The 22,083-nt window shown below is 63.1% G+C and carries 16 protein-coding genes and 2 pseudogenes; 7 read left to right on the top strand and 11 right to left on the bottom strand.

Going from position 1 to position 22,083, the window contains the following annotated elements:
* Positions 1–55: 55 nt before the first annotated feature.
* A complete protein-coding gene (locus F6X38_RS24325) occupies positions 56–277 on the top strand; it encodes an iron-containing alcohol dehydrogenase (RefSeq protein WP_281353082.1) in 222 nt (73 codons plus the stop codon).
* A 943-nt stretch (positions 278–1,220) separates the two neighbouring features.
* On the opposite strand, the gene F6X38_RS18065 is transcribed toward F6X38_RS24325, so the two are convergent.
* On the bottom strand, positions 1,221–2,114 hold the full coding sequence (locus F6X38_RS18065; RefSeq protein ID WP_161992821.1) for an alpha/beta fold hydrolase: 894 nt from the start codon (positions 2,112–2,114) through the stop codon (positions 1,221–1,223).
* A gap of 216 nt (positions 2,115–2,330) precedes the next feature.
* Here F6X38_RS18065 and F6X38_RS18060 point away from each other — a divergent pair, with 216 nt between their 5' ends.
* A complete protein-coding gene (locus F6X38_RS18060) occupies positions 2,331–3,122 on the top strand; it encodes a TMEM175 family protein (RefSeq protein ID WP_150972103.1) in 792 nt (263 codons plus the stop codon).
* Positions 3,123–3,234: 112 nt separating this feature from the next.
* Here the strand turns inward: F6X38_RS18060 and F6X38_RS18055 are convergent, their stop codons facing one another.
* The 7 genes from F6X38_RS18055 to F6X38_RS18025 form a co-directional block, all read right to left on the bottom strand.
* Positions 3,235–6,102, bottom strand: coding sequence for an ATP-binding protein (locus F6X38_RS18055; RefSeq protein ID WP_150972102.1), 2,868 nt, complete (start codon positions 6,100–6,102; stop codon positions 3,235–3,237).
* Positions 6,103–6,303: 201 nt separating this feature from the next.
* On the bottom strand, positions 6,304–8,037 hold the full coding sequence (locus F6X38_RS18050; protein ID WP_150972100.1) for an acetolactate synthase large subunit: 1,734 nt from the start codon (positions 8,035–8,037) through the stop codon (positions 6,304–6,306).
* 28 nt (positions 8,038–8,065) lie between these two features.
* Positions 8,066–10,297: an aldehyde oxidoreductase molybdenum-binding subunit PaoC gene (gene paoC, locus F6X38_RS18045; RefSeq protein WP_150972098.1), complete on the bottom strand. Its 2,232-nt coding sequence runs from the start codon at positions 10,295–10,297 to the stop codon at positions 8,066–8,068.
* 4 nt (positions 10,298–10,301) lie between these two features.
* Positions 10,302–11,252, bottom strand: coding sequence for an FAD binding domain-containing protein (locus F6X38_RS18040; protein WP_150972096.1), 951 nt, complete (start codon positions 11,250–11,252; stop codon positions 10,302–10,304).
* On the bottom strand, positions 11,249–11,890 hold the full coding sequence (gene paoA / locus F6X38_RS18035; protein WP_150972095.1) for an aldehyde dehydrogenase iron-sulfur subunit PaoA: 642 nt from the start codon (positions 11,888–11,890) through the stop codon (positions 11,249–11,251). The genes F6X38_RS18040 and paoA overlap by 4 nt, the downstream gene beginning before the upstream one ends.
* A 215-nt stretch (positions 11,891–12,105) precedes the next feature.
* Complete coding sequence (locus tag F6X38_RS18030) at positions 12,106–12,525, bottom strand: putative quinol monooxygenase (protein ID WP_150972093.1); 420 nt, start codon at positions 12,523–12,525, stop codon at positions 12,106–12,108.
* 44 nt (positions 12,526–12,569) lie between these two features.
* A complete protein-coding gene (locus F6X38_RS18025; RefSeq protein ID WP_150972091.1) occupies positions 12,570–13,433 on the bottom strand; it encodes a VOC family protein in 864 nt (287 codons plus the stop codon).
* A gap of 563 nt (positions 13,434–13,996) precedes the next feature.
* On the opposite strand from F6X38_RS18025, the pseudogene F6X38_RS18020 reads away from it, so the two are divergent.
* Positions 13,997–14,188 (top strand): annotated as a pseudogene (locus F6X38_RS18020) (tautomerase family protein); the annotation flags it as partial.
* Between the two features lie 217 nt (positions 14,189–14,405).
* Entirely contained in the window at positions 14,406–16,154 is a 1,749-nt protein-coding gene (locus F6X38_RS18015; protein WP_281353083.1) for a putative bifunctional diguanylate cyclase/phosphodiesterase, read from the top strand.
* A gap of 153 nt (positions 16,155–16,307) precedes the next feature.
* Here the strand turns inward: F6X38_RS18015 and F6X38_RS18010 are convergent, their stop codons facing one another.
* Both F6X38_RS18010 and F6X38_RS18005 read right to left on the bottom strand, forming a co-directional pair.
* The gene (locus F6X38_RS18010; RefSeq protein WP_150972087.1) at positions 16,308–17,336 is read right to left on the bottom strand and encodes a GlxA family transcriptional regulator; all 1,029 of its coding nucleotides are present in this window, start codon (positions 17,334–17,336) and stop codon (positions 16,308–16,310) included.
* Positions 17,333–17,893: an isochorismatase family protein gene (locus F6X38_RS18005; RefSeq protein ID WP_150972086.1), complete on the bottom strand. Its 561-nt coding sequence runs from the start codon at positions 17,891–17,893 to the stop codon at positions 17,333–17,335. The genes F6X38_RS18010 and F6X38_RS18005 overlap by 4 nt, the downstream gene beginning before the upstream one ends.
* 306 nt (positions 17,894–18,199) lie before the next feature.
* On the opposite strand from F6X38_RS18005, the gene F6X38_RS18000 reads away from it, so the two are divergent.
* Positions 18,200–18,694, top strand: a complete 495-nt coding sequence (locus F6X38_RS18000) for a DUF427 domain-containing protein (RefSeq protein ID WP_150972084.1) — start codon at positions 18,200–18,202, stop codon at positions 18,692–18,694.
* Between the two features lie 122 nt (positions 18,695–18,816).
* On the opposite strand, the gene F6X38_RS23495 is transcribed toward F6X38_RS18000, so the two are convergent.
* Positions 18,817–18,987, bottom strand: coding sequence for a hypothetical protein (locus F6X38_RS23495; RefSeq protein ID WP_161992819.1), 171 nt, complete (start codon positions 18,985–18,987; stop codon positions 18,817–18,819).
* 852 nt (positions 18,988–19,839) lie between these two features.
* Here F6X38_RS23495 and F6X38_RS17990 point away from each other — a divergent pair.
* Positions 19,840–20,244 (top strand): annotated as a pseudogene (locus F6X38_RS17990) (transposase); the annotation flags it as partial.
* Positions 20,245–21,069: 825 nt separating this feature from the next.
* Entirely contained in the window at positions 21,070–21,993 is a 924-nt protein-coding gene (locus F6X38_RS17985; protein ID WP_150972079.1) for a LysR substrate-binding domain-containing protein, read from the top strand.
* Positions 21,994–22,083 lie beyond the last annotated feature (90 nt).

Here is a 22,083-nt window from a genome sequence, read left to right as displayed (position 1 = left end):
AGAAGAGAAAGCTTCTCGGCGACGGGCCGCTCTCCTTCCCCGACGCCTCGATCCGGTGACGCTCCATTCCCTGCCGATGCGCGTTGCCGCGCTTCCCGCCATCGACGCGCCGACGCATGCGGTGGAGGCCTATTTCAGCGCGTTCGGCTCGCCGGTAACGGATGCCCTGGCTATCGCCGCCGTGCGCCTGCAATACGGGTCGCTGCGCGCTTCCATCAAATCCGACGACGAACAAGTGTTGATCGGCATCGAGTTACGACGCCGATCAGCATTATAAACCGCTGATTATCTGGACAATAACACCGCAACCCCGGCGCCGCTTCACACGAATTGGTCGCTGTGTGCTGGAAATCCAGCGTTTCCATCGGACTGAACCGGAACCGCCAGCGTTCGAACCACTTGGGCTTTAGTTGCTCGGCTGCCGCGCTAGGGCGGTGACAACGCGTCTCTTGGCTGGCAGCCTAAGCAACTAGCGCAAAGCCGCACTATGCAGACGCGTGCTAGCCAAAACAACCAACGGTAGGGATGTGTAACAACCCAACTGTGCTGTAACGCAAAGATCTGCATCAGGACCGCTGAAACCATTGGGTAAAAACTATGGCGCGCGATGAAAGATCTACATTCTGAGCAACCGAAGGTTTTTCGCTTCGAAATGCGCGAGGTGCACCTCTTACGGCCGCCTCTATGCCACCCTTACTTCAAATGTAGTTTAGATTTTGGTAATTCTGTTGATCAGCACGATCCCATCATAGCGTCAGCTCGAATTCGACATTTCTACTTCCGCAATGGGTGGTTTGCGGGCCGTTTCCTTTTGGCGAAGTCAGCAGAGAATCAGACATAGATCCGCAACATTATGGACCGAGGCCGACAAACGGCTTGTAATCTGCAACGGGAGGTGGCGGCCGCATTGCGACGCCGTATGTCCGAACGTGATAGGCGGTTGAAATTGACGCTTCGATCTCTGATGCGGTGGGCGTTGTCGAACGCGCCGGTCTTACAGTCGCACGATGTACTGCATTCGACGAGATCATTCGGCGTTTCTGCCGGGGGATCGCACGTCCTAGTTTGCCATACGATGAGGGGACAAGGGCTGCCCGTGCACCAGATCATCTCCGGCAGGATTGAGCTGACCCGAAAACTCTATTGGGCCAGTAAGAGGGTCGACGGAAAGTCACGGTGTTACTGCGGGATTGATTAAGCCGAAAGCGTCCGAGCCTCGACTACCGGTCTTTCTCGTCCTCCAAGGGTACCTTCAAGAAGGAGGAAACCTCTTTGAAGAACAGAGTCGGCTGTTCGATCCAGGGTACATGACCGCACGCGGACAAGACCTTCAAGCGAGAGTTTCGAATGCAGTCGCGAATCCGCTCGGACACGGGGACAGGTGTAATGAAGTCATCTTCACCGACTACAATCAGCGTTTTGGCGGTGATCAGCGAAAGCTGATCGACTTGCGCTGCCGAAGGGCGGCGATCTATCGCCCATTGTTTCTCTGCGCACCAAGCTCTGATTGGGAGATCAAGCGTATCGGCCATCTTTTGCGCGTTTGCTTCCGGATCGTAGAAGTAGAGCGGGAAGAACGAAATAAGCCAGTTGGTGAAGCTCACGTCGTCGAAGGCGGTCGTTGCACTCCGGAAGTTGGAGACCGCTTCGCTATAGCGAGGGTCGTCATGGCGCTTCGCCAAGATCGCATGCGTCGCGTCCGAGCCGTCGAAGCCGAGCAGCTGGCTGTCGACGAGCACAAGCCGTCGGCACGACTTCGGGAACTGCTCCGCGAAACTGATTGCGATGGCGCCGCCGTTGGAGTGGCCGAGGAGGTCGATGAAAGGCAAGCCGAGATGTTGGCGAAGCCCCTCGACGTCGCGAGCCATGTCCGCACTTCCCATTGCCGTTTCGTCACGCGGACGCGACGACTTCCCACTGCCACGCGTAGCGATGGAGACGAGCGTGAAGTCGAGCGTGAGCGGTGCCAGTCCACGCGTGAGATAGCTGGATCCTGGCCCCCATCCGGCAGATACAGCGAACAACGGCGGCCCGGACCCGGATACAGTGTAGCTCAGTTCCACGTCATCCAACGCGACGTAGTACTCCCCATGGAACAAATTCGCTTCAGCCACTCGTGCACCTTCTAGGAACTTTCGGTCTCGAATTAAGCCACAGCGGCCGGAGACGCGAGTGGATCTCCTCGTTGCAACCAAATTTAATATTTTTTAACCGGCTTAAATGCGTTCGTCCCAGTATATCTTAGTAAAGATGCGCGGAGATGCTTTCGAGATGACTGACCCATGATCCTCCGGCATCATTGATGTCATCTGCAAGATCGAGGAGGCAGCGTGACAGGGATCGTATCAGGAGGTCCAAACACCGCGCCGGCGCCCTGTCTGCCTGCGTCAGCGCCGCCAGACGGATTCGACGAGCGCTCTCGCTGGTCGGTTGCGCACGAGAGGCAACGTGGTTCCGATCGACTTGAAGCGTTCAGCGACGCGGTGATCGCGATTATGCTGACGGTGCTCTCGCTTCGGCTGCTGGAAGTCGACGCGGATAGCGTTGAGAGGGTCGGACTCCCCGCAGCGTTGCTCGGCCAATGGCCTTCCTTCCTCGCCTTCGCGTTGACCTTCCTCGTTGTCGGCCAGATCTGGATCACCCACCACAACATGTGGCGCTACGTCGAGAAGGTCGATCAGACCCTGCTCGTGCTCAACTTGGTACTGCTGATGTCGATAGCATTGATACCTTTTTGCGCGAGACTGTTAGCTGAGAGCCTGAAGCTTCCAGACACGTTGAACCTCAAGCTTGCGACGGTCATATACGCGGCGAACGCCTTCGGCATGGCCGTACTCTTCAATTTCAGCTTGTGGTGGGCCCATGGAAAGGGACTTATCAACGATCGATTGAACCGTGATCTCTATCGCGCGATACGACGCCGTTTCCTGATAGGCCCATCGATCTACCTGTTCGCGCTCCTCATTGCACTTGTACTGCCGTGGATCAGCATCGTATCCTACGTTGGAGTGGTTGCGCTCTATGTCTGGCCGGGCGCCGGCGACCTGCCTACGGGCCGTGATACCCGCGTTGCCAATGCGGCGGCATGCACCTTTACCGACGGTAGCCGAAGGCAGAGCTGAACCTGCGGCATCGAAGTCTGGTCAGACATTCGCTGACCCTCGCGCGACTAAGCTCATCCGTAACTGGGCTGCCCGCGAAGGGCCATAGAGGCAACGCGTCCATAAGCCGATGTCACGCCAGTACGGCTGGAACTCGCGCTGCGCAGTCAGGCGTCAATTCAACCTGAACGTCGATACCGTCTCCGGCCGCTATGTCGGAAGCGGCGGCCGCGAGCCGATTGGCATCCTGGTCTCGCTCACGTTTATGGAGGAGCCATTCCAAGCTCGCCACGGCCCGCGATGCGAACGATAAGGCCCCCGTTCGCCGCGACCACTCGATCGCGCTACGATACAAATTCTCCGCGTCGCCGGTAGCGGCATCGGCTTCGCATCTGCCGCTGATCTCGCCCTTGATGCGGAGTAGTTCGCCCTTGCACCAGAACTCCTCGTTCCTGTCCGCCCAATCGAGCGCCTCGTTGATCGCAGCGCCTGCTTCCGCATCTCGTCCGGCGTGGCAGAGACCGCTCGCGAGGGCACCGAGATACGCAGGGTAGCGCATGCGAAGTCCTGACGCTGCAACGTCGTCGAGAGCCGAGCGGAGAAGGACGATACCCTCCGGGTCCGATCGCTGTATCAGCAGGATGCCCTTCAGACTGCGTCCGACTGCATCCCACACCGGCATGGCATGCCTGTCGGTGTGTTCCAGGAACTCTGCGAGCCAGGTCTCGGCCTTCGGCCAATCGCCGACGTAGAGCGCGATCGGGATGGCCGTGTGGGCGAAGGCGTTGCAGAGCGCGAGCGCATGGTTCGCCGCCTTCGCGTCAGAAAGCGCCTGGCGGCTGAGGGCGATGGCGCGATCCGGGCAACCCTGCAACCATAGCAAGTTTGCCAGGGTCCCCCGTGCGGCGATCCGCGGATCCAGCTGGAAGCGGGCGGCGTACGTGCCGTGCGTGGGTACACTGTATAAGGCGATCGTGGCATCGAGTTCCCGACGGGCCTCGGCGAGCTCCCCCAGATAGCGGAGAGCGGTACCGAACTGCCGCCCGACATTGACCATTGCGGCGCGATCGCCCATCGCCGTCGCGACGGCGCGGATGCGTCGCGCGAACCCCAAAGCCGCACGATGCTCGCCGCGCCACGTGCGATAGTCGCACAATCCCCAAAGAGCCTTGATGAGCTCGTTCGCATCTCCGAGGCGCTCCGCGATCTCTGCCGCCGTCTCCCATGCCTCCTGCCCCCGGCACGTCGGGCCGCCTGTCTGGAGCGAGGCGGTTCCAAGTGCTGCCGACAGTTTCATCTCCGTGCGACCGTCATCATGCGTCCGGTCCCAGGAGGCGTCGAGCGCCCGCTCCACGTGGCGACGACATTCGTCGACGAGAGACAATCGCAACCAAAGCGGAACGGACGCCGCCGTGAGCGCTGCGCCGAGTTCGGGATCGTTCCCGGTCGTAAAGGCCCATGCCAGCGCGGACCGTACATCGTCGATGGACCGTCCGTATTCGGATAGCCACACATCGGACGGTCGACTTTCCCATTCGGCCTCTGCCCGGCGGAACATCGTCAGGTGATGTTCCGCGTACCGCCGCTCCAGATCTGCGACCTCACCGCTTGCCGCGAGCTTCTCGCGCGCATAGGCTCGCATCGAGTCGTAGAGGCGGTACTGGACGCCTTGCGCGCCGTTTTCGGCATAGACGAGCGACTTTGAAACGAGATCGGCGATCACGGCCGCGATGCCGGACGGCGCCTCTCCCGCACCGTGGGCGACCGCAACGGCGGATCGAAGGGCAAATGCACCTTCGAAGACGGAGAGCCGGCGCAGGACGACGCGCTCGTTCTCCGGGAGGAGGTCGTAGCTCCAGTCGATCGCTGCCGCCAAGGTCCGATGGTGCGGTAGATCCGTCCGTCGACCCTGCGTCAGCAGCTCGAAGCGATCCGACAGCAACGACAGAAGTTCCGGAAGTGCGATCGCGTCGGTTCGCCTCGCAGCCAATTCGATCGCTAGCGCGATCCCGTCGAGGCGGCGGCAGATCTCGGCGACGACGGGAGCGTGAATGTCGGTCAACTCGAAGCCGTGATGGGCGGCGACGGCACTTTCGACGAAGAGCTGTACAGCGGAATACCTCATGGCCTCGGCGGCGGTCAGCGGCGACTCCGCTGGGGGCGTATCAAGCGGGCCGAGCCGCTGCACCGCCTCTCCCTCGGCGCGCAGGGGCTCGCGGCTCGTGACGATCACGTTGATGCCCGGCGCGAGCCTTACGATGTCCCCCGCGATCGCTGCGGCCGCATCGATGACATGCTCGCAGCAATCGAGCACGATCAACATGTCCCTGTCCCGCAGAACCGAAGCGAGAGCCTTCGCGCCGCCCTCCGCAATCGTCCGGGTCCCGAGCGCCGCGGCGATGGCGCCCGCTACGAGGTTCGGATCGCGCAACGCGGCCAGTTCCACGACCCACACCCCGTTCCGATACCCGCCGACCGAAGCGTTTGCGACGGCGAGCGCGACGGTGGTCTTGCCAATGCCTCCCGGTCCGACGATGGATACGAGCCGGCGAACGGGAAGCTCGCGCAGAATGGCCTCGATGACGTCCTCGCGCCCGATCGGGTAGGACCGCTTCGGAATTAAGTTATCACCGCCGTCATCCGTGCGGGTCGGTCCAGCGGCCGCGCCGGAACGCCCGACGTGACCGACGAAGCGATAACCGCGCCCATTGGCGGTCGCGATGTAGCGGTCGCTTCCCTTTCCCTCGCCGAGCGCGCGTCTGAGCGCCGCAACCTGAACCTTAAGGTTGCTCTCAGCCACGGACGTGTTCGGCCAAATTCGCGCGATCAGGTCGTCCTTGCTGACCAGTTCCCCGGGCTTTTCGACCAACGCCTGCAGGAGTGCGAGCGCGCGGGAGCCCAGCTTGACCACCTCATCGCCTTCGAGCAGCAGCTGCCTGCCGGGCAACAGGCGGAACGGTCCGAACGAGAAGGTGCAATCCGCTGGAAGCTCGTCAAACATGGTTCTTCGCTCGCAGCGTCGGCTTGCTTCCTCTGTTTCCTTCTAAACGGCGCCTTCCGCCGCCGGGCATCGATCGCATGTAGCCGCACGATCGTCGGTTCGGCAGCATAGACCGGACCTCGCTGCCGGCGGAAGCCGGGAGGTCTCGTCCATCGCGACGGCGGACGCCTGCGTGGGTCTGCTTCGCGCCATGCCGTCCCGTCAACGCGATCGAACGCCGTTGTCGTTGCAGAGCTCGTCCACGAGGACGGTCAGGTTCTCGGAGTAGTCGACGGGAACCGTGACGACGTGAACGCCTCCCGACTGGAAGGCCGTCACGAGAGCTGGCACCAATCCGTCCGCGTCCACGACCGACGTGCCGCTGGCACCGTGCGCTTTGGCCAGAAGGTCGAAGTCCGGATTGCCGAAGGTTGCGCCAAACTCCGGCAGACCCTCGACCGCCTGCTTCCAGCGGATCATGCCGTAGCCGTCGTCCCGGATGATCAGGACGACGAGGTTGATTCCGAGCCGAATTGCCGTCTCCAAGTCCTGTGCGTTCATCATGAACCCGCCGTCCCCGCAGACCGCCAGGACGTGACGTTCCGGATGCACCATCGCGGCCGCCATCGCCGACGGCAGGCCTGCGCCCATCGTCGCGAGCGCGTTGTCTAGGAGAAGCGTGTTGGCTACGTCCGTCCTGTAGTTGCGCGCGAACCAGATCTTGTAGATCCCATTGTCGAGGCACACGATGCCGTCCTTGGGCATCGCCTTGCGGACGTCGTGGACGATCCGCTGCGGGGTGAGGGGGAAGCGACTTTCGTCGGCGCGGTTCGCGACGCGCGCCAGTATGTCCTCTCGAAGATGCAGGAGTGCATCGGCCCTCGGTAACTTGCCCTCGACGCGATCGGCGAGAAGCCTGAGGTTTCGGCCGATGTCCCCTACCAGTTCCGCCGCGGGAAAATAGACTTCCTCCACCGCGGCGGGGATGTGGCCGACGTGAAGCACCTTGGATCGCCTCGCGTCCATGATGAACGGCGGCTTCTCGACCGTGTCGTGACCGATTGCGACGATGAGATCGGCGTCGTCGATGGCGCGGTGCACGTAATCGCGCTCGGTGAGCGCGGCCGTGCCCATGTAGAGGTCAGACGCGCAGGACACCGCTCCCTTGCCCATCTGCGTGTTGAAGAAGGGTATCCGCACCCGCCGGACGAAGTCCGAGAGCGCCTCCGACAGCCCCGGACGGCTTGCCGACGCGCCGACCATCAAGAGGGGGGCGTCGGCCTTTACTATCAGATCGGCGGCTTGATCGATCATCTCGCTCGCCGCAATCGGCGAGACGCTTTCGGATCTGGCAAGAAGCGGGAGGGCGTCAACGGTCTCGGCGGCGACGTCTTCCGGCAATTCCAAATGGACGGGTCCCGGCCGTTCACGCTCCGCGACCCGGAATGCGTCACGCACGAGAGACGGAATCCCGTCACCGTTCGTGATCCGGCGGGATGCCTTGGTCAGTGGCGTCATCGTCGCTATCACGTCCACGGACTGGAAATGCCCCTCCCGCGAACTGAGGATCTTCCGTTGCCCCGTCACCATGACGAGCGGCATGCCGCCGAGAAGCGCGTAAGCTGCGGGAGTGGTCAGGTTGAGCGCGCCGGGACCAAGGGTCGCGAAGCAAACCCCGGCCCTTCCCGTCAGCCTTCCAAACGTCGCGGCCATGAAGGCCGCGGTCTGCTCGTGTCGCGTGATCACAAGCCTGATCGTCGAGCGTCGAAAGGCGTCGATGAGGTCGATATTCTCCTCGCCGGGAACGCCGAACGCGACCTCGACGCCCTCATGCTGCAACGCGCATACGAAGAGATCAGCAGCTTTCACGGTTTTGCTCCGATACTTGTTGAAGTCGTCACTCGATCCGGCGCCGCCGCGGCGGGTCGTTCGACGATGCCCGAGGAGTTCCTGCATCCTCCGTAGCTGTAGGTTGGAAACCGGATTAGGCTCGGCGCGCTTCCTCGGGCTGAGGAAGGCGTTCCAAGAACTTGTCGAGAGTCAGAGGATAGTCGCGCACACGCACGCCGGTGGCGTTGTAGATCGCATTCGCGATCGCGGCACCGGCGCCGCAGAGGCCGATCTCGCCGATGCCTTTCGCCTTCATCGGCGAGGACTCGGCGTCCGGATAGTCGAGGAAGATCACCTCTTGATGTGGGATGTCCGCATGCACAGGCACCTCGTAGAATCCAAGGTCGTGATTGATGAAGCGCCCGTATCGCTTGTCGACGGCGAGCATCTCCATCAAGGCCGCGCCGACGCCCATCGTCATGGCGCCGACCACTTGGCTGCGCGCAGTCATGGGATTGAGGACACGACCGGAATCGATCACAGCCAGCATCCGTCGGATGCGTACCTCTCCGGTAAAGCCGTTCACGGCGGCTTCAGCGAAATGCGCCGCAAAGGTTCCCTGCACGTATTTCTTCTCGAGATCTCCGTATTCGATGCCGTCTTCTTCTGTCAGCGGACCTTCCTTCGTCGCATCGATCAGGGGAACGGAACGGTTGCCGGACACAACGTTTCCATCCACGAACTCGGTGTCATCCGCGTTGAAGCCAAGTCGAGCTGATACCGCCTTCCGTAGCTTCATGCATGCCGCGTAGACGCCGGCGGTTGCGTTGTTCGCTCCCCACTGGCCGCCGGAACCTGCCGATTGCGGGTAGGTTGAGTCGCCGAGCGCCACGTGCACCGAGGCGATCGCAACCCCGATCATCTCGGCAACGGTCTGGGCGATGATCGTGTAGGAACCGGTGCCGATGTCGGTCATGTCGGTCTCGACCGAGACGACGCCGTCGCGCCCAAGCCGGACACGCGCCTTCGATGGCATTAGCTTGTTAGCTCGAAATCCTGCTGCCATTCCCATGCCGCTCAGCCACTTGCCGTCGCGCACGGACCCGGGCGAACTGCTGCGGCGCGACCAGTCGAATCGCTCCACGCCGGTCCGCAGACACTCGACGAGGTGCCGCTCCGAGAAACGCCGCTCCGGGTCTGCAGGGTCGACCTGCGTGTCGTTCAGAATGCGGAACTCGACCGGATCAAGGCCGAGCTTCTCCGCCATCTCGTCCATCGCGATCTCGAGCGCCATCAGGCCGGGTGCTTCGCCGGGCGCCCGCATGTCGTTCGCCTCCGGGAGATCCAGCGCCGCAAGCCTCATCGAGACTTCGCGGCTTCCGGCAGCGTAGAACAGCCTGCTCTGCGAGCTGGCGGCTTCTGGCCGACCGCCTGGGAGATTGCCGCTGACGCTCTCGTGAGCGATCGCTGTCAGCCGGCCGTCGCGGGATGCGCCGAGCCGCACCCTCTGGATCGTGGCAGCGCGATGTGTGCCGTTGTTGATGATCAGCGGCCGCGCTAAAGTCACCTTTACAGGGCGTCCGGTCGCCCGAGCGCCGAGCGCCGCGAGCAGCGCGTCGGCCCGCAGGTACAGCTTGCCGCCGAAACCGCCACCGATGAACAAGGAGTTCACGCGCACGTCTTCCTCGGGAAGGTCGAGGATCTTCGAGAGACCCGCCTTGGCCCAGTTGATCATCTGGCTCGACGTCCAGACGGTCAGCTTGCCGTCCTTCCAGGCGGCGATGGAACTGTGTGGCTCCATCATCGCGTGGGATTGATCAGGGGTCATATAGGTCTCGTCCAGCTTCACCGGCGCGGCGGCGTAAACGGCATCGAAATCGCCGATCCGGGCGATCGGCGACGCGTCCTCCCCCTCGTTGGGATCCGGGATCAGCGGCGCGTCCGGCGCCTCGGCGGCGAGGTCGTATCTGCCGGGCGCCGCCTTGTATTCGACCCGGATGAGGTGGGCGGCGGCGCGTGCCGTCTCGAAGGTTTCCGCCACGACTAGGGCGATCGCCTGATGGTAATGCGCAACCTCCCCGCCGCCGAAAAGATGCGCTGCCTGACGGTCGGGGATCGCGGCTGGCGCGTACTCCAACGTCGTGATGACAGCGACGACGCCGGGCGCGGATTTGGCCGCGATGGTGTCGATGCGCTTGATGCGGCCCTTGGCGATCGTAGCGCCCAGGACGTAGCCGTAGACCTGGTTCGGAACGACATCGTGTCGTTCATAGGCATATGGAGCGGTTCCGCTGACCTTCAGCGGCCCGTCGATGCGCGCGAGTGGCTTCCCGACCACTCTGAGCCGGTCGACCGGATTCCGGCCGGCAGCGGTTGCGAACTTCATCGCTTTACGCCCTCCCTTCCTTCATCACCAACGAAAGCGTGCGCTCGGCGAGCGGGATCTTGAACCTGTTGTCGTCCCTCGGCGTGGCACCGCCGAAGGCAGCCGACACCACGGCGCGAGGCCCGTCCACCATCGCTGTCTCCGCCGTTTCAACCCGCCACGGCCTCGGCGCAACGCTGCCGAATGCGACGCGACCCGTCCCGCCCCTTTGCAAAACGGCCGCCACGGAAACAATCGCGAAGGCATAGGATGAACGATCGCGCACCTTATGGTAGTGATGTGTGCCGCCGAGTGGTGGTGGCAGCTCGACGGCGGTGATCAACTCCCCCGGTTGAAGATCGAACTCGCGCTCGGGCGTATCACCGGGCAGGAGATGGAAGTCCGCGATCGGAACGCTGCGGGTCTGCCCGGCGGCGTCCATCGTCTCCACCGTCGCGTCAAGGACGCGCAACGCGACAGCCATGTCCCCTGGGTTCTGCGCGATGCAATGCTCGCTTGTGCCGATCACCGCCAGAGCGCGCGAAATGCCGCCGATAGCCGAGCATCCGGATCCCGGCGCTCGCTTGTTGCAAGGTAGATCGAGGCTGTAAAAGTACGGGCAGCGATTGCGTTGAAGGAGATTGCCTCCGGTCGTCGCCTTGTTGCGGAGTTGGCCGGTGGCGCCAGCGACGATCGCGCGAGAGAGAACGCCGTAATCGCGCTTCACGCGCGGATGGGATGCGACGTCGGTGTTGGTGACCAGCGCGCCGATGCGAAGACCGCCGTCCGCCGTATCCTCGATCGCGGCGAGCGGCAGCTTACGAACGTCCACGAGATGGATGGGCTTTTCGATCTGAAGCTTCATCAGGTCTAGAAGGTTGGTACCGCCCGCAATGAATTTTGCTCCGGGTTTGGACGTGACGGCTGCGATAGCGGCCTCAAGGCTCGCGGCCTTCTCGTAGGTGAACGGGATCATCTTCCGGCTCCCGCGATCTCAACGATGGCATCCGCGATGTTGGAATAGGCGCCGCAGCGGCAGATGTTGCCGCTCATCCGCTCGCGCAGCTCGATGTTCGTCAGCTCTATCGGCCGGGTGATATCGTTGGTGACATGGCTGGGGGTCCCCCTCTCGACTTCGCCGAGGATGGCCACCGCGGAACAGATCTGCCCGGGCGTGCAGTAGCCGCACTGGAAGCCATCGTGCCTGACGAAGGCGGACTGCATCGGATGCAAGTTCCCCGGCGAGCCGAGCCCTTCGATCGTGGTAACGTCGTCTCCCTCGTGCATGATGGCTAGGCTAAGGCAGGCATTGATGCGTATGCCGTTCACCAGCACCGTGCATGCGCCGCAATGGCCGTGATCGCAGCCCTTCTTTGTGCCGGTCAGCCTCAAGTGCTCGCGCAGCGCGTCGAGCAGCGTCGTGCGAAGGTCGAGGTCCAGATCGTGCGATGTTCCGTTCACATTTAGCGATACCGTCGCCGCGACGACGGCGTCCGCAGGCGTCGGGAGAGCCTCGGCGAGAGAGGGAAAGCCGACCGTTGCCGCAGCGGCGCAGGCGCCGCCGCTCACCATCAGCTCACGTCGGCTGACCACAGCCGGTATCGGATCGCGCATATTCGACCTCCGGGATGTCGGGACGTTACGCGTCCTTGGATCGTCACGTCCGCAGTGTTCATCGATCGTGGGTTCATGCGGCTAGGGGCGCTCGGTTCGTAGCCATCACGCGCGATGCTCTCGCGCCTTCGGCGTTGAGCATTGGCGACGATTGACCTTTAGAAATTCCGGCTTGTCCTGGCGACAGTGATCGCCTTCGACCATGTCGCCGAGGTTTATTCGTTTCGCTCGGAGAGCACCGTCATCTTCATCGCTTGAACGCCGCCCAGCGCCAGGTCCGGCAACTTGGCGAACCATTCCTTCACGTAGGGTTGGGCGTTGTGAGCCTCGAAGTCCGCCTCGCTGGCGAAGACCTCGAAGAAAATGAAGTGGCCGTTCGATTCCCGGTCCTCCTGCAGGAAGTACACGAGGTTCTTGGGATCGCTTCGCACGAGCCCGATCAACGGCAGGGTCGCGGCGCGGAGCTCCGCTTCCCGTCCGGGTTTGGCGCGGACTTCGGCGACCACCGAGAAGGCGGCGTGTGGTACCGAGCCGTAAAAAGCCCCCGACATTTCCTGGCCGCGCGATTCAGAACGCATCGCGGTAACCGCCAACAAAACACATGCGAGCGAACGCCACTTGGCGGATCGAGTCATCTCGGATCTCCGGGCTCGGGACGCAAAACGGGAACGCCGTCATCTCAACCCGCTCCCGGCATCCGCCGACGTGCCTCGCGCGCCTCGGCGAACGTCTGGCGAACCGGATCGATCGCTTGGACGAACTCCAGTTGCTCGCCTTCCGGGCCCTTGCAGTACATGAGGGTCCAGCCATTCGACTTGCCTTCCTTGATCCGGTTGGCGTTCGCGCTCATCGGCGCCGCCTTGCGCTGCTCCTCAGACGTGACGGTTACGACGCGGTTCGCTTTCACCTGCGCCATGCCTCTTCGTTCGCATTCGGCTTCGAGATCGCTGATGAACTTGCCGAAGTCCACGTCGTCTCGGATGTGGAAGCAGATGTGCATCGATCGCGGATAGGCGGGGCTCATGTGGTCTCGCGGCTCGGCCCAACTGCCGCTTCCCGCCGACTTATCCGCCTCACGATACTGGAGTAGCTCCAGAGCCATGTTGTCGAACTGGACGAAGCGCACATCGAGGCGTTGCGTCCCGTCTCTCAGGTCTGGGACACCGATCGTACGCGGATCGATCTCGTTCTGCTTCGCGATGATCTCCTGATCCGTCAGGATGGTGTTGTGGATGGGCTCGCCGTGGAAATCCCCATCCCTCATCACCTCGGTGCCGCCAAGAACCTCGGTGTAGAACTCGAACGCCCGATCCATATCCTGCACAGTGAGGCCGAAATGCTGCATGCCCTGCAAGCGGGATCCCAGCGTCCCGTCGTTGACGTTTGCATTCGAACGACTGGACGAAGCTTCTGCCCCGATGGATGAGGTCGGTGATAAGGTCGATGCCGCGATCCCGGAGAGCGTCGCCGCCCCAGCGGCTCGAATGACGCTACGCCGCCCCTGGTCGATCGGACCGGGTCCTTCGCTTTTGTTGGTGCTCATCGTTGGCTCCTCGGTGAAATTCCGCGCATGTCGGCAGTTTGCTCGCCCCAAGATAGCGGCACCGAAGGAAGGGGGCGGTTAAAAGACAGTAAATCCGGTTAAATCTCAGTTCGTTGAAGGGAATTGTGCTCTCCGTTCGACCGCGTTGATCAGGAATCACGGAACATGGATGTTTGATCGGGACATTCAGGCGCCGGAAGGTCAATAAAAGCTTGCAGATGAGAAGCGAATGAAGGTCGCGCCCGAGCGAACCGTTTTGATCGTTTCAGCCGAGTGACGGCGCTGCGCTGCTGACGATTAACGTCGTTTAACTCGATTATCCGGAGGGTTGAAGGTAGTACTCACGGCAAGAGGCGCACAGGATCGACTAAGAGAGATACAATCATGGCTTATAGGTTCAAAGATTCACTATTAATTGGGTTAACTAGATCGCTAGGAAACGCGAAATCTTTCATAGGCTGTATTTTTTCAGTCGCGTTAATTGGTTCGACAACTTGTGAAGTAGCCGCGAAGGACATGCCTTCGATGGGGCCTATAGTGAAAACTTTGATGGCGACCACAGCCGATCGCCGGACTTCATCCTGATCCAGGTGACCAGCACCGTCGGCAACCTCAAGGACACGAAGTTCGCCTTCTATCGGTTCGTCGCCGACGAGCTCCAAGCCAAGCTCGCCGTCCGCCCCGATGACGTCATGTTCAACATGGTGTTCGTCGAAAAGGAGGACTGGTCGTTCGGCGGCGGCCAACCCTGGTAAGTGGCAGGCTTGCCCTGTTGTTGGCACCGTCGCGTTCGAAGCAGCAAAGGCGGGCGATCGCCATCGACCGAACTTTAATCGGTCACGTCCATACTAGCAGGCAACTACTGAACGCACCCGGGGCCGGACAGGGAGGCTGAATTTGCAACGGTCGACCTTCGAAGGCGAAGTTGGTGGCGACGCGTCGCCACTCGATCACAGGCTGCTTCTCGATCGGGTGACTTGCCTTGAAGCCGAAGCCGTTCGTATTCGGACGCAGGCCGCCCAGATCGAAGCGTTGCGGACGCTCGGCACCTGGGACGTCGATGTCGCCAGCGGCGCGCTGACATGGTCGGAAGGAACATGCCGCATCTTTGGCGTGCCTTCCGGCGATCCGATGAGCGTCGAACGCGCGCTTTCGTTCTACCCGGAAGACGCTCGCGCCGCGATCAGCGCGGGCTTGGAAGCGGCGGCCGCGACCGGCACGCCCTATGACCTGACGGTGCCGTTCACGGATGCGGCGGGTCGAAGCGGCTGGGTCCGCACGATCGGCCAATGGCAGGAGACTGGCGGCATCCGGCGCATCGTCGGCGTCATCGAGGACGTGACCGCCGAGAAGACCGCCCGCGATCGCTTGCAAGACCTCGTCTATATCGATGCCCTGACCGGCCTGCCGAACCGGCGCGCGTTCGAGATGCGCTTGGCAGAAATCGAGGAGGCGATGTCGCAGCGAGCTAACGCGGCACTGCTTCTCGTCGACATCGACCACTTTAAGACCGTCAACGACACCTTCGGGCATCCGGCTGGCGACAGGCTGCTGCAGGAGATCGCAAGCCGCCTGCGGCATTGCGTGCGAGCGACCGACACGGTGGCCCGGATCGGCGGCGACGAATTCGCCGTCCTTCTGTCGCACGTTCCGGACGCTGCCAGTCTCGAAGGCAAGGCCTCACAGATCCTCGAAGCCGTTCGCCAGACGATCCAGACCGGCGACGACACGCTCTATCCGACGGCGAGCATCGGCGTCTCGCATCTGGCGTTCGCGAGCAACGTCGACGGCCTGCTGAAGTGTGCCGATCTCGCGCTCTACCGGGCCAAGGCGCTCGGGCGGAACCGCGCCGAGACGTTCTCACCGGAGCTTCGCCGCCGAACGGACCAGGACGCACGGGTTCTCGACGCCATCCGGCACGCGATCGATCGAGATGAGATCGTCGCCTTCTACCAGCCGATCGTTGACCTCAAGACGTGCCAGGTGCGGGGCCTCGAGGCGCTGGCGCGCTGGAACCATCCCATCTGCGGGATCCTGCCCCCGTCCGAGTTCGCGGCGGCGCTCGAGGACCCCGTCCTGTCGATGGCCATCGACGATGCCGTCCTGCGCCAGGCGCTGCGGCAGATGCGGGAATGGGTCGCCGCCGGCGTCCCGGTCGCGGCCGTCAACGTCAACGCCTCCGAAGCGCAGCTCCGCCGTGCGGACCTCGTCGAGCGGGTCGCGGAACTTCTCGACCTCAACCAGTTGACGCCGGACCGGCTGAAGATCGAACTCGTGGAAACGGCCTATCTCGGCCGCGATCCGCAGCAGATCGTCTCGACGGTGCAACGTCTCGCCAAGCTCGGCATGGTTTGCGCCCTCGACGACTTCGGGACGGGCCATGCCTCGCTGACCCATCTGCGGCAGCTTCGGGTCGATCGCGTCAAGATCGACCGGTCGTTCGTCGCCAACATGTGCACGGAGCCCTTCGACCGTGGTCTGGTCAAGAGCCTTGTCGAACTCGGTCGCAACCTCGGCATCCGCATGACGGCCGAGGGCGTCGAGACCACGGAACAGCTCGAACTGCTGCGCGCCTTCGGCTGCGACTGCGCGCAGGGCTACCTGATCGGCCGACCGATGCCAGCCGAGCAGGTGCCGGAGGCCGCGCTCCGCTGGTACGCCAGTTGTGCCGCCGATGGACGGATCGATGCTTCGGACCGTTCTCTCGAACTTCGGAGGTAGGTCCGCGGCTTCATCGTGTTGGGACGGTCCCGTCGGTACGGGCTCCGCGCCGGCCATAGTTTCAGGTCGGAAGTCGCACGGCCGCTTTCCATCATTGGTCGCGTGGAAGCGGACGGTCGGCTATCGGCCCGGCTGCGTCGCGCTTTTGCATCGTCATCCTCGTTTCGAGAGCGGCCGTTCGACCCGATCGGATGCCCCCCGCATGCTGCTTGGCGGAGAAGCATGGAACCGACGCCAGGCGCGCCGCAGCTGGCGCGTCGAGCCGAAACCGGCGCGGCTCGCGACGTGTTCCAGATCGAGGCGAGAGTTCGCCACCAGTTCATGCGCCAGCGCGACGCGCATCCGGTTGACGTAGTCCGTGACGCTCATCTCCGCGTGCTCGTTGAACAGCCGCGACAGGTTGCGCGGGCTCGTGGCGGCGGTGCGAGCCAGCGCCTCCAGCGACCAGGGACGCGCCGGATCGGCCGCCACGGCGTCCTGGGCGCGGTGGACCGCAGGGTGCAGGTGGTTGCGGCCTTCCAGCCAGGGCGAGAGCTGTGGGTCCGAGCCGGCGCGCCGCAGGTAGACGACGAGAAAACGGGCGACGGCGAGCGCCGCGGCGTGGCCGGCTTCCTTCGCCACGAGGTGCAGCATCAGGTCGACGCCGGACGTGATGCCAGCGCTGGTCAGGCGCTCGCCGCTCTCGACGAACAGGCGGTTCTCGACGACGCGGGCGCGAGGCGCGACGCGGGCGAGTTCCGCGACAGTCGCATGGTGCGTCGTGCAGTCGTGGCCGTCGAGGAGGCCGGCTTGTCCGGCGAGCAGCGCGCCCGAGCAGATCGTCGCCAGCTGGACGCCGGGACGGACCACCTTTGCCAGCCACGCGACGATCGCCGCTTCCTGCGCATCGTCGCCGTGGCCGTCGTCGTCGGAACCGAGCGTCTGGCTAGCCTCGCCGGGCACCACTACCAATGCACCGGGCGGTACGGCTTCCGGCAGCGGCGCGATCCCGGCGAGGCCAAGGCCGATCGAGCTGCCGACCATCGCGGTGGGCCCGACATAGCTGACGGCGAAGCGTACCGCCGCCTGCTCCATGTTGGCTTTACGCAGGACCTCGATCGGTCCGGCGATGTCGAGCAGCAGTACCCGCGGTGGCACGACCACAACGACCTCGATCTCGCGAGGCACCGGCGATGCGTTCATGCTGCGAGCGCGTCCGGCTCGCCGGAGAGCGCTTCCTCGACGGTCGCGATGCGGGCGAACCGGCCGGCGAGCACTAGTTCGGTGCGGGCGCGGATCTCGGCCGGGCTCCAGGTGCGACCCGAGGCGTCGGTCATCGGGAAGGTCAGCGTCGCCTCGCCGACGTAGGTGACGCCGTAGCCGAGGTCGCAAGCGTGCCGCGTCGTCGTCTCGCAGCACTGCTCGGTGCGGATGCCGGAGACGAGCAGGCGGCGGATGCCGTTCGAGGTGAGCCAGACGTCGAGGCCGCTGCCGACGAGAGCGCTGTGCCGGCGCTTGGCGAACACGACATCGGGGGACAGGCGCAGCGGCGCGAGCGTCTGTACTAGGCCGGAGCTTTCCGCGAATGGCCCCTCGTCCTCGACATGGAAGACCTGAACGATCGGCATCCCGGCTCCGACAGCGCCGTCGATCAGCGCCTGCTGGCGCGCGATGTAGGTTGCGACATCGTCCTCGCGGAAGTAGGGCCGATGCCGGAAGGACTCTTGAGCATCGATGACGATGAGGGCGGTGGCGGACATATCGTGCTGGCTCCTGCGGATGGCAGTGCGGAGGATGCCGCCGATCGCAGCGGCGCGAAAGCAGCAAGAGGGACGGATAGCGGACGGATCACGCCATTCACTCGATCGATTGCGCTTGGCATTTCCGGTCGGAGCCGTCGACCCCTCGGCGCGTTCGGCGCGTTAGGGATCGGCCGGCTCGTCGGTCGCCATCCCCCGAGGCCGAGGCACAGGTCGAACGAACGTCGGCGGCGGACTTCTGAACCGCTGCCGCGGCGGTCCTGCTATATCCTGCACTGTAACGATCGTCGGCAGGATTGATGACGAATGAGACCTGTTCCGCTTCACCCGCTGCCCGGCCAGGAAAGCGTGTGGGACTATCCGCGCCCCGCCGTGGCCGCGCCGACAGCGAAGCGCGTTAGGATCATCCACCGCGGCGTCCTGCTCGCCGATACGGTCCGCGCCGTCCGCACGCTCGAGACCAGCCATCCGCCGAGCTACTACATCCCGCCGGACGACATCGACATGACGCGGCTGCGGCGAACGGAGCGTCGCTCGCTGTGCGAATGGAAGGGAGGCGCCGTCTACTTCGACGTCGCGATCGGCGGCGAGGTGCTGCCGGACGTCGGCTGGAGCTACCCGGACCCGACCGCACCGTTTGCAGTCCTTCGCGACCACGTCGCCTTCTACGCCGCGCCGTTCGACGAATGCACTGTCGACGGCGAGCGGGTCGTGCCGCAGCCGGGCGGGTTCTACGGCGGCTGGATCACGAGCGACCTCGCCGGCCCGTTCAAGGGCGTGCCCGGCAGCCGTTTCTGGTGACGCAGCCGACAGCGCCGAACTGCGGCATGGCTTTCAGGCCGAAACGTTGGCGAGATGATCGATGCAGGCCAACGTCGGCTCGCGAACCGCCGGGCGAATTCACGCCTGCGGACGGTTGCGGTCTACTGCGGCTTGGCGGCTCGCGACGTGATGGCCCGGTCGAGCTCGACGAGCTTGTCGCGCATCGTCTTCGGAAGTTCCGTCTCGACCTGAAAACTGCGGACATGCTGCATTGAGCGGCGAACCTGCGCCAGCAGGCCGCGAGACTTCACGGAATTCGCAAGATCGCTCACGTCACACTCGGTTCTTGGCAATGTTCGAAGCCGAAGATTGCCGGAAACACGCTAACCCTTCGTTCACCGCGACGCCGATCGCGACCACGCTCAAAACCGTCGGAGGCCGAACGACAACTTTCCCGGATCAGCCTACCAGAAGCGGACCGGCGGCTTTCGGCCCATGTGTTGAAAAAATCGGATGAACGCTCGGCGGCCGAAAACGGGGCCGACACATTGGAACGGATTTCCGGCGACTAACCCTACAACGGAATGGGTTGCGCCGTCCAACCGCCATTAGCGGCGATCTGGGCAATCCATTTCAGCCGTGGAGGCAACAAGTAACGTACGCACCCTTTTTCAACACTAACGGCCCCTTGAGGACCGCGTTGCCCGGTTTAGCAATCGGCGGTCCGCTTCGCGCCGATAATGTTGAAAAAGTCCGTACGTTACTTGTTGCCTCCACGGCTGAAATGGATTGCTCAGACCGCCGGGGTCGATGGCCGAATGCCGCAAATCCATTTCAGCGTATGCTGATTGCTGGAAATCCGTTCCGGAAGTTTCGGTGCGAGTCCGCGTCGCCGAGTGCTCATCCGACTTTTTCGACACTATCCGCCTGCAGAAGTCAGAGGAACTCGTACCCAACCGTAGAGCTGCACGTGGAGTGCGAGTTGCTGCACAATGCATGCCATCTCATGCAGAACTACATCAAAAAATGCAGAACTTTCACATCCGTCACACCAACTAAACTATTGAAAAGAATGGTGCCCAGGGGCGGACTGCATCCATCCCCAGCAGCATCTTGCAAAAACAGCGGGTTGGCCGCCATATCTGAAGTCGATGTGTATCACCGGCGTGTGGCTATGTCACGGGCGCTGGCGGGACGTTCCGCCCGAGTATGGTCCGGCCACCACGATCTACAACCGCTTCAGCCGCTGGAGCCGACGCGGCGTCTGACAACGCATCTTCGAAGCGGTCGCGGCCGCCGGAGAAGTCCCCAACGAACTCAGCCTCGACAGCACCCACGTCAAAGCGCATCGCTCGGCTGCAGGTGGAAAAGGAGGGAAGGCGCGGCGCATCAAAGCCGTCATCCCCTCCACCGCGACACGCACCAAGCCGTTCCCGTTGGATCGCCGCGCCTACAAACGCCGCAACCGCATCGAGCGCTTGTTCCGCCGCCTCAAGAACTGGCGGCGCATCGCAACCCGCTACGAGCGCCTCGCCCGAAACTACCTCGCGGCCCTCGCCCTCGTTTCTTCAACCATCGCATGGACCTGAGTGCGTCCCCTACCTAGTCCTGCCGGATGAAGGAATTTGCAGGTGCTTGGTCCACCATGTCGACCAAGTCCGCTCCCGGTCGTACGGGTTGGACGACCACGATGCTCGAAGCTCTGCTAGTCTGTCGGAATGCATCTGGCGAAGCCGTTCATCTTGCAGCCCAGCGAACTCCAGATTTGCTGTCCTTTCCTGTCGCTGACGTTCGGCCACCGTCCTTTGACGATCAGCGTGCTCTGACAGTTCCCATCCTATCGCGATATCCGTCCAAGCGGCATCCCGGAAGGCGGATAGCGGCGCGAGTTTCCGATCCACTTCCAACCTGCGGGCATCTTCGTTGATCGTCCGCGAGATACTGACGGTGGGCCCGGCGTAAACGGATAGTGCCTTCTGAATCGGCGTCTTGCGAATACCGAGCACGTCTACGAGCCTCACTTCGCAACCATCGACAAGTACGCGGATTGCGGGATCCACATCCTCGCAAAGCAGACGCACGAGCCTCCAATGCCGCCGCACGGCGTTGCTACTTGTACGAGGTAAAGCAACGCGCAGTGAAACGTCGGAGGCGGGTATGCCACGGGACGCAAAGAACTTACCCGCGACCCATTCTTTAGCCCGAGCAACAGCTGCTTCGGGAATGTATCCGATCGGCGATAGCTGCGGTAGTTGGTGCCGATGAGACCGTAATCGGCATCGCCGGCGCTGCCGTCCTGGTGGCGGATCCCCATTACGTTGTATCCTTTCCTCACAACGATGCGAAGGAAAGCATTGGCTGAAGCCCGGGCCAAACTATAAGATCGAACACGCTATGTTCGGTGAACTCACAAGATGCGACGGCTGCCATCGTTGAACGCGCTTCGAGCCTTCGAGGCCGCGGGGCGTCATGGGCGCATGACGCTGGCGGCCAAAGAGTTGCACGTGACCCACAGCGCCATCAGCCGACAGGTGCAACACCTGGAAGACCTGCTGGGCGTCGCGCTGTTTTCGGGGCCGAAGAACGGCATCCAACTGACGAGCGCGGGATCGACCTTGCTGACGGGACTGAGCGTCGCCTTCGATCAGATGGACATGGCGGTTCGATCCGTCGCCGACACCGCCGACGGGCCGCTCAACATCTCGTGCCCCGGGACCTTCACGATGCGCTGGCTCATCCCACGGCTGTTCCGGTTCAACAACGCCAACCCGGCCATTGAGGTGCGCTTGTCGGCATCGAGCCAGCCTGTCGATTTCCAGCGTGATTCCTTCGACGTCGCCATCCGCGCCACTCGAAGACCTTGGCCCGAGGATGCCGAGGTGACCGAGCTCCTGCCGGAAAGGATTGGTCCGGTGCTTTCGCCAAGTCTGCACGAACGCCTCGGTCGCTCGCTCGACAAGCTTACACTGCTGCATACGCGCAGCCGCCGTAACACCTGGGACGTATGGCGGGAAAGATCCACGATGACGGTGCCGGACGGCGATGACGTCGAGTACGAGCACTTCTACTTCATGATCGAGGCTGCCTTGTCAGGGCTCGGCATGTGCGTCGCGCCGTGGCCCATGGTCGCCGACGACGTCGGTTCGGGTCGACTGATCGCTCCCCATGGCTTCGTCGACAGCGGACAGACATACGTCGCAGCCCGGCGGAGCAGGCAGCACCGCAAGTCGCAGATCTTCTGCGAATGGCTCGCCGAGGAAGCGAAGCGCTTCGAGGCTTCCACGCATCTTTCCAGAACTTGCGATACCGTCGAACCCGAACCGCGTCCCCAAGCCTGACGTGATCTTCCGGATCGTCCATGCCGGTCCGGATGTCGTTCGTACTGCCTGTCGAGAGCCGACGACTTGCCGCCTCTCGACCGTTACGAC

This window comes from Plantimonas leprariae (genome assembly GCF_008802405.1).
Classification (GTDB): Bacteria; Pseudomonadota; Alphaproteobacteria; order Rhizobiales; family Rhizobiaceae; genus Plantimonas; species Plantimonas leprariae.
Note: the sequence above shows the minus strand (reverse complement) of the source record. Positions and strands in the feature narration are given on the sequence as shown.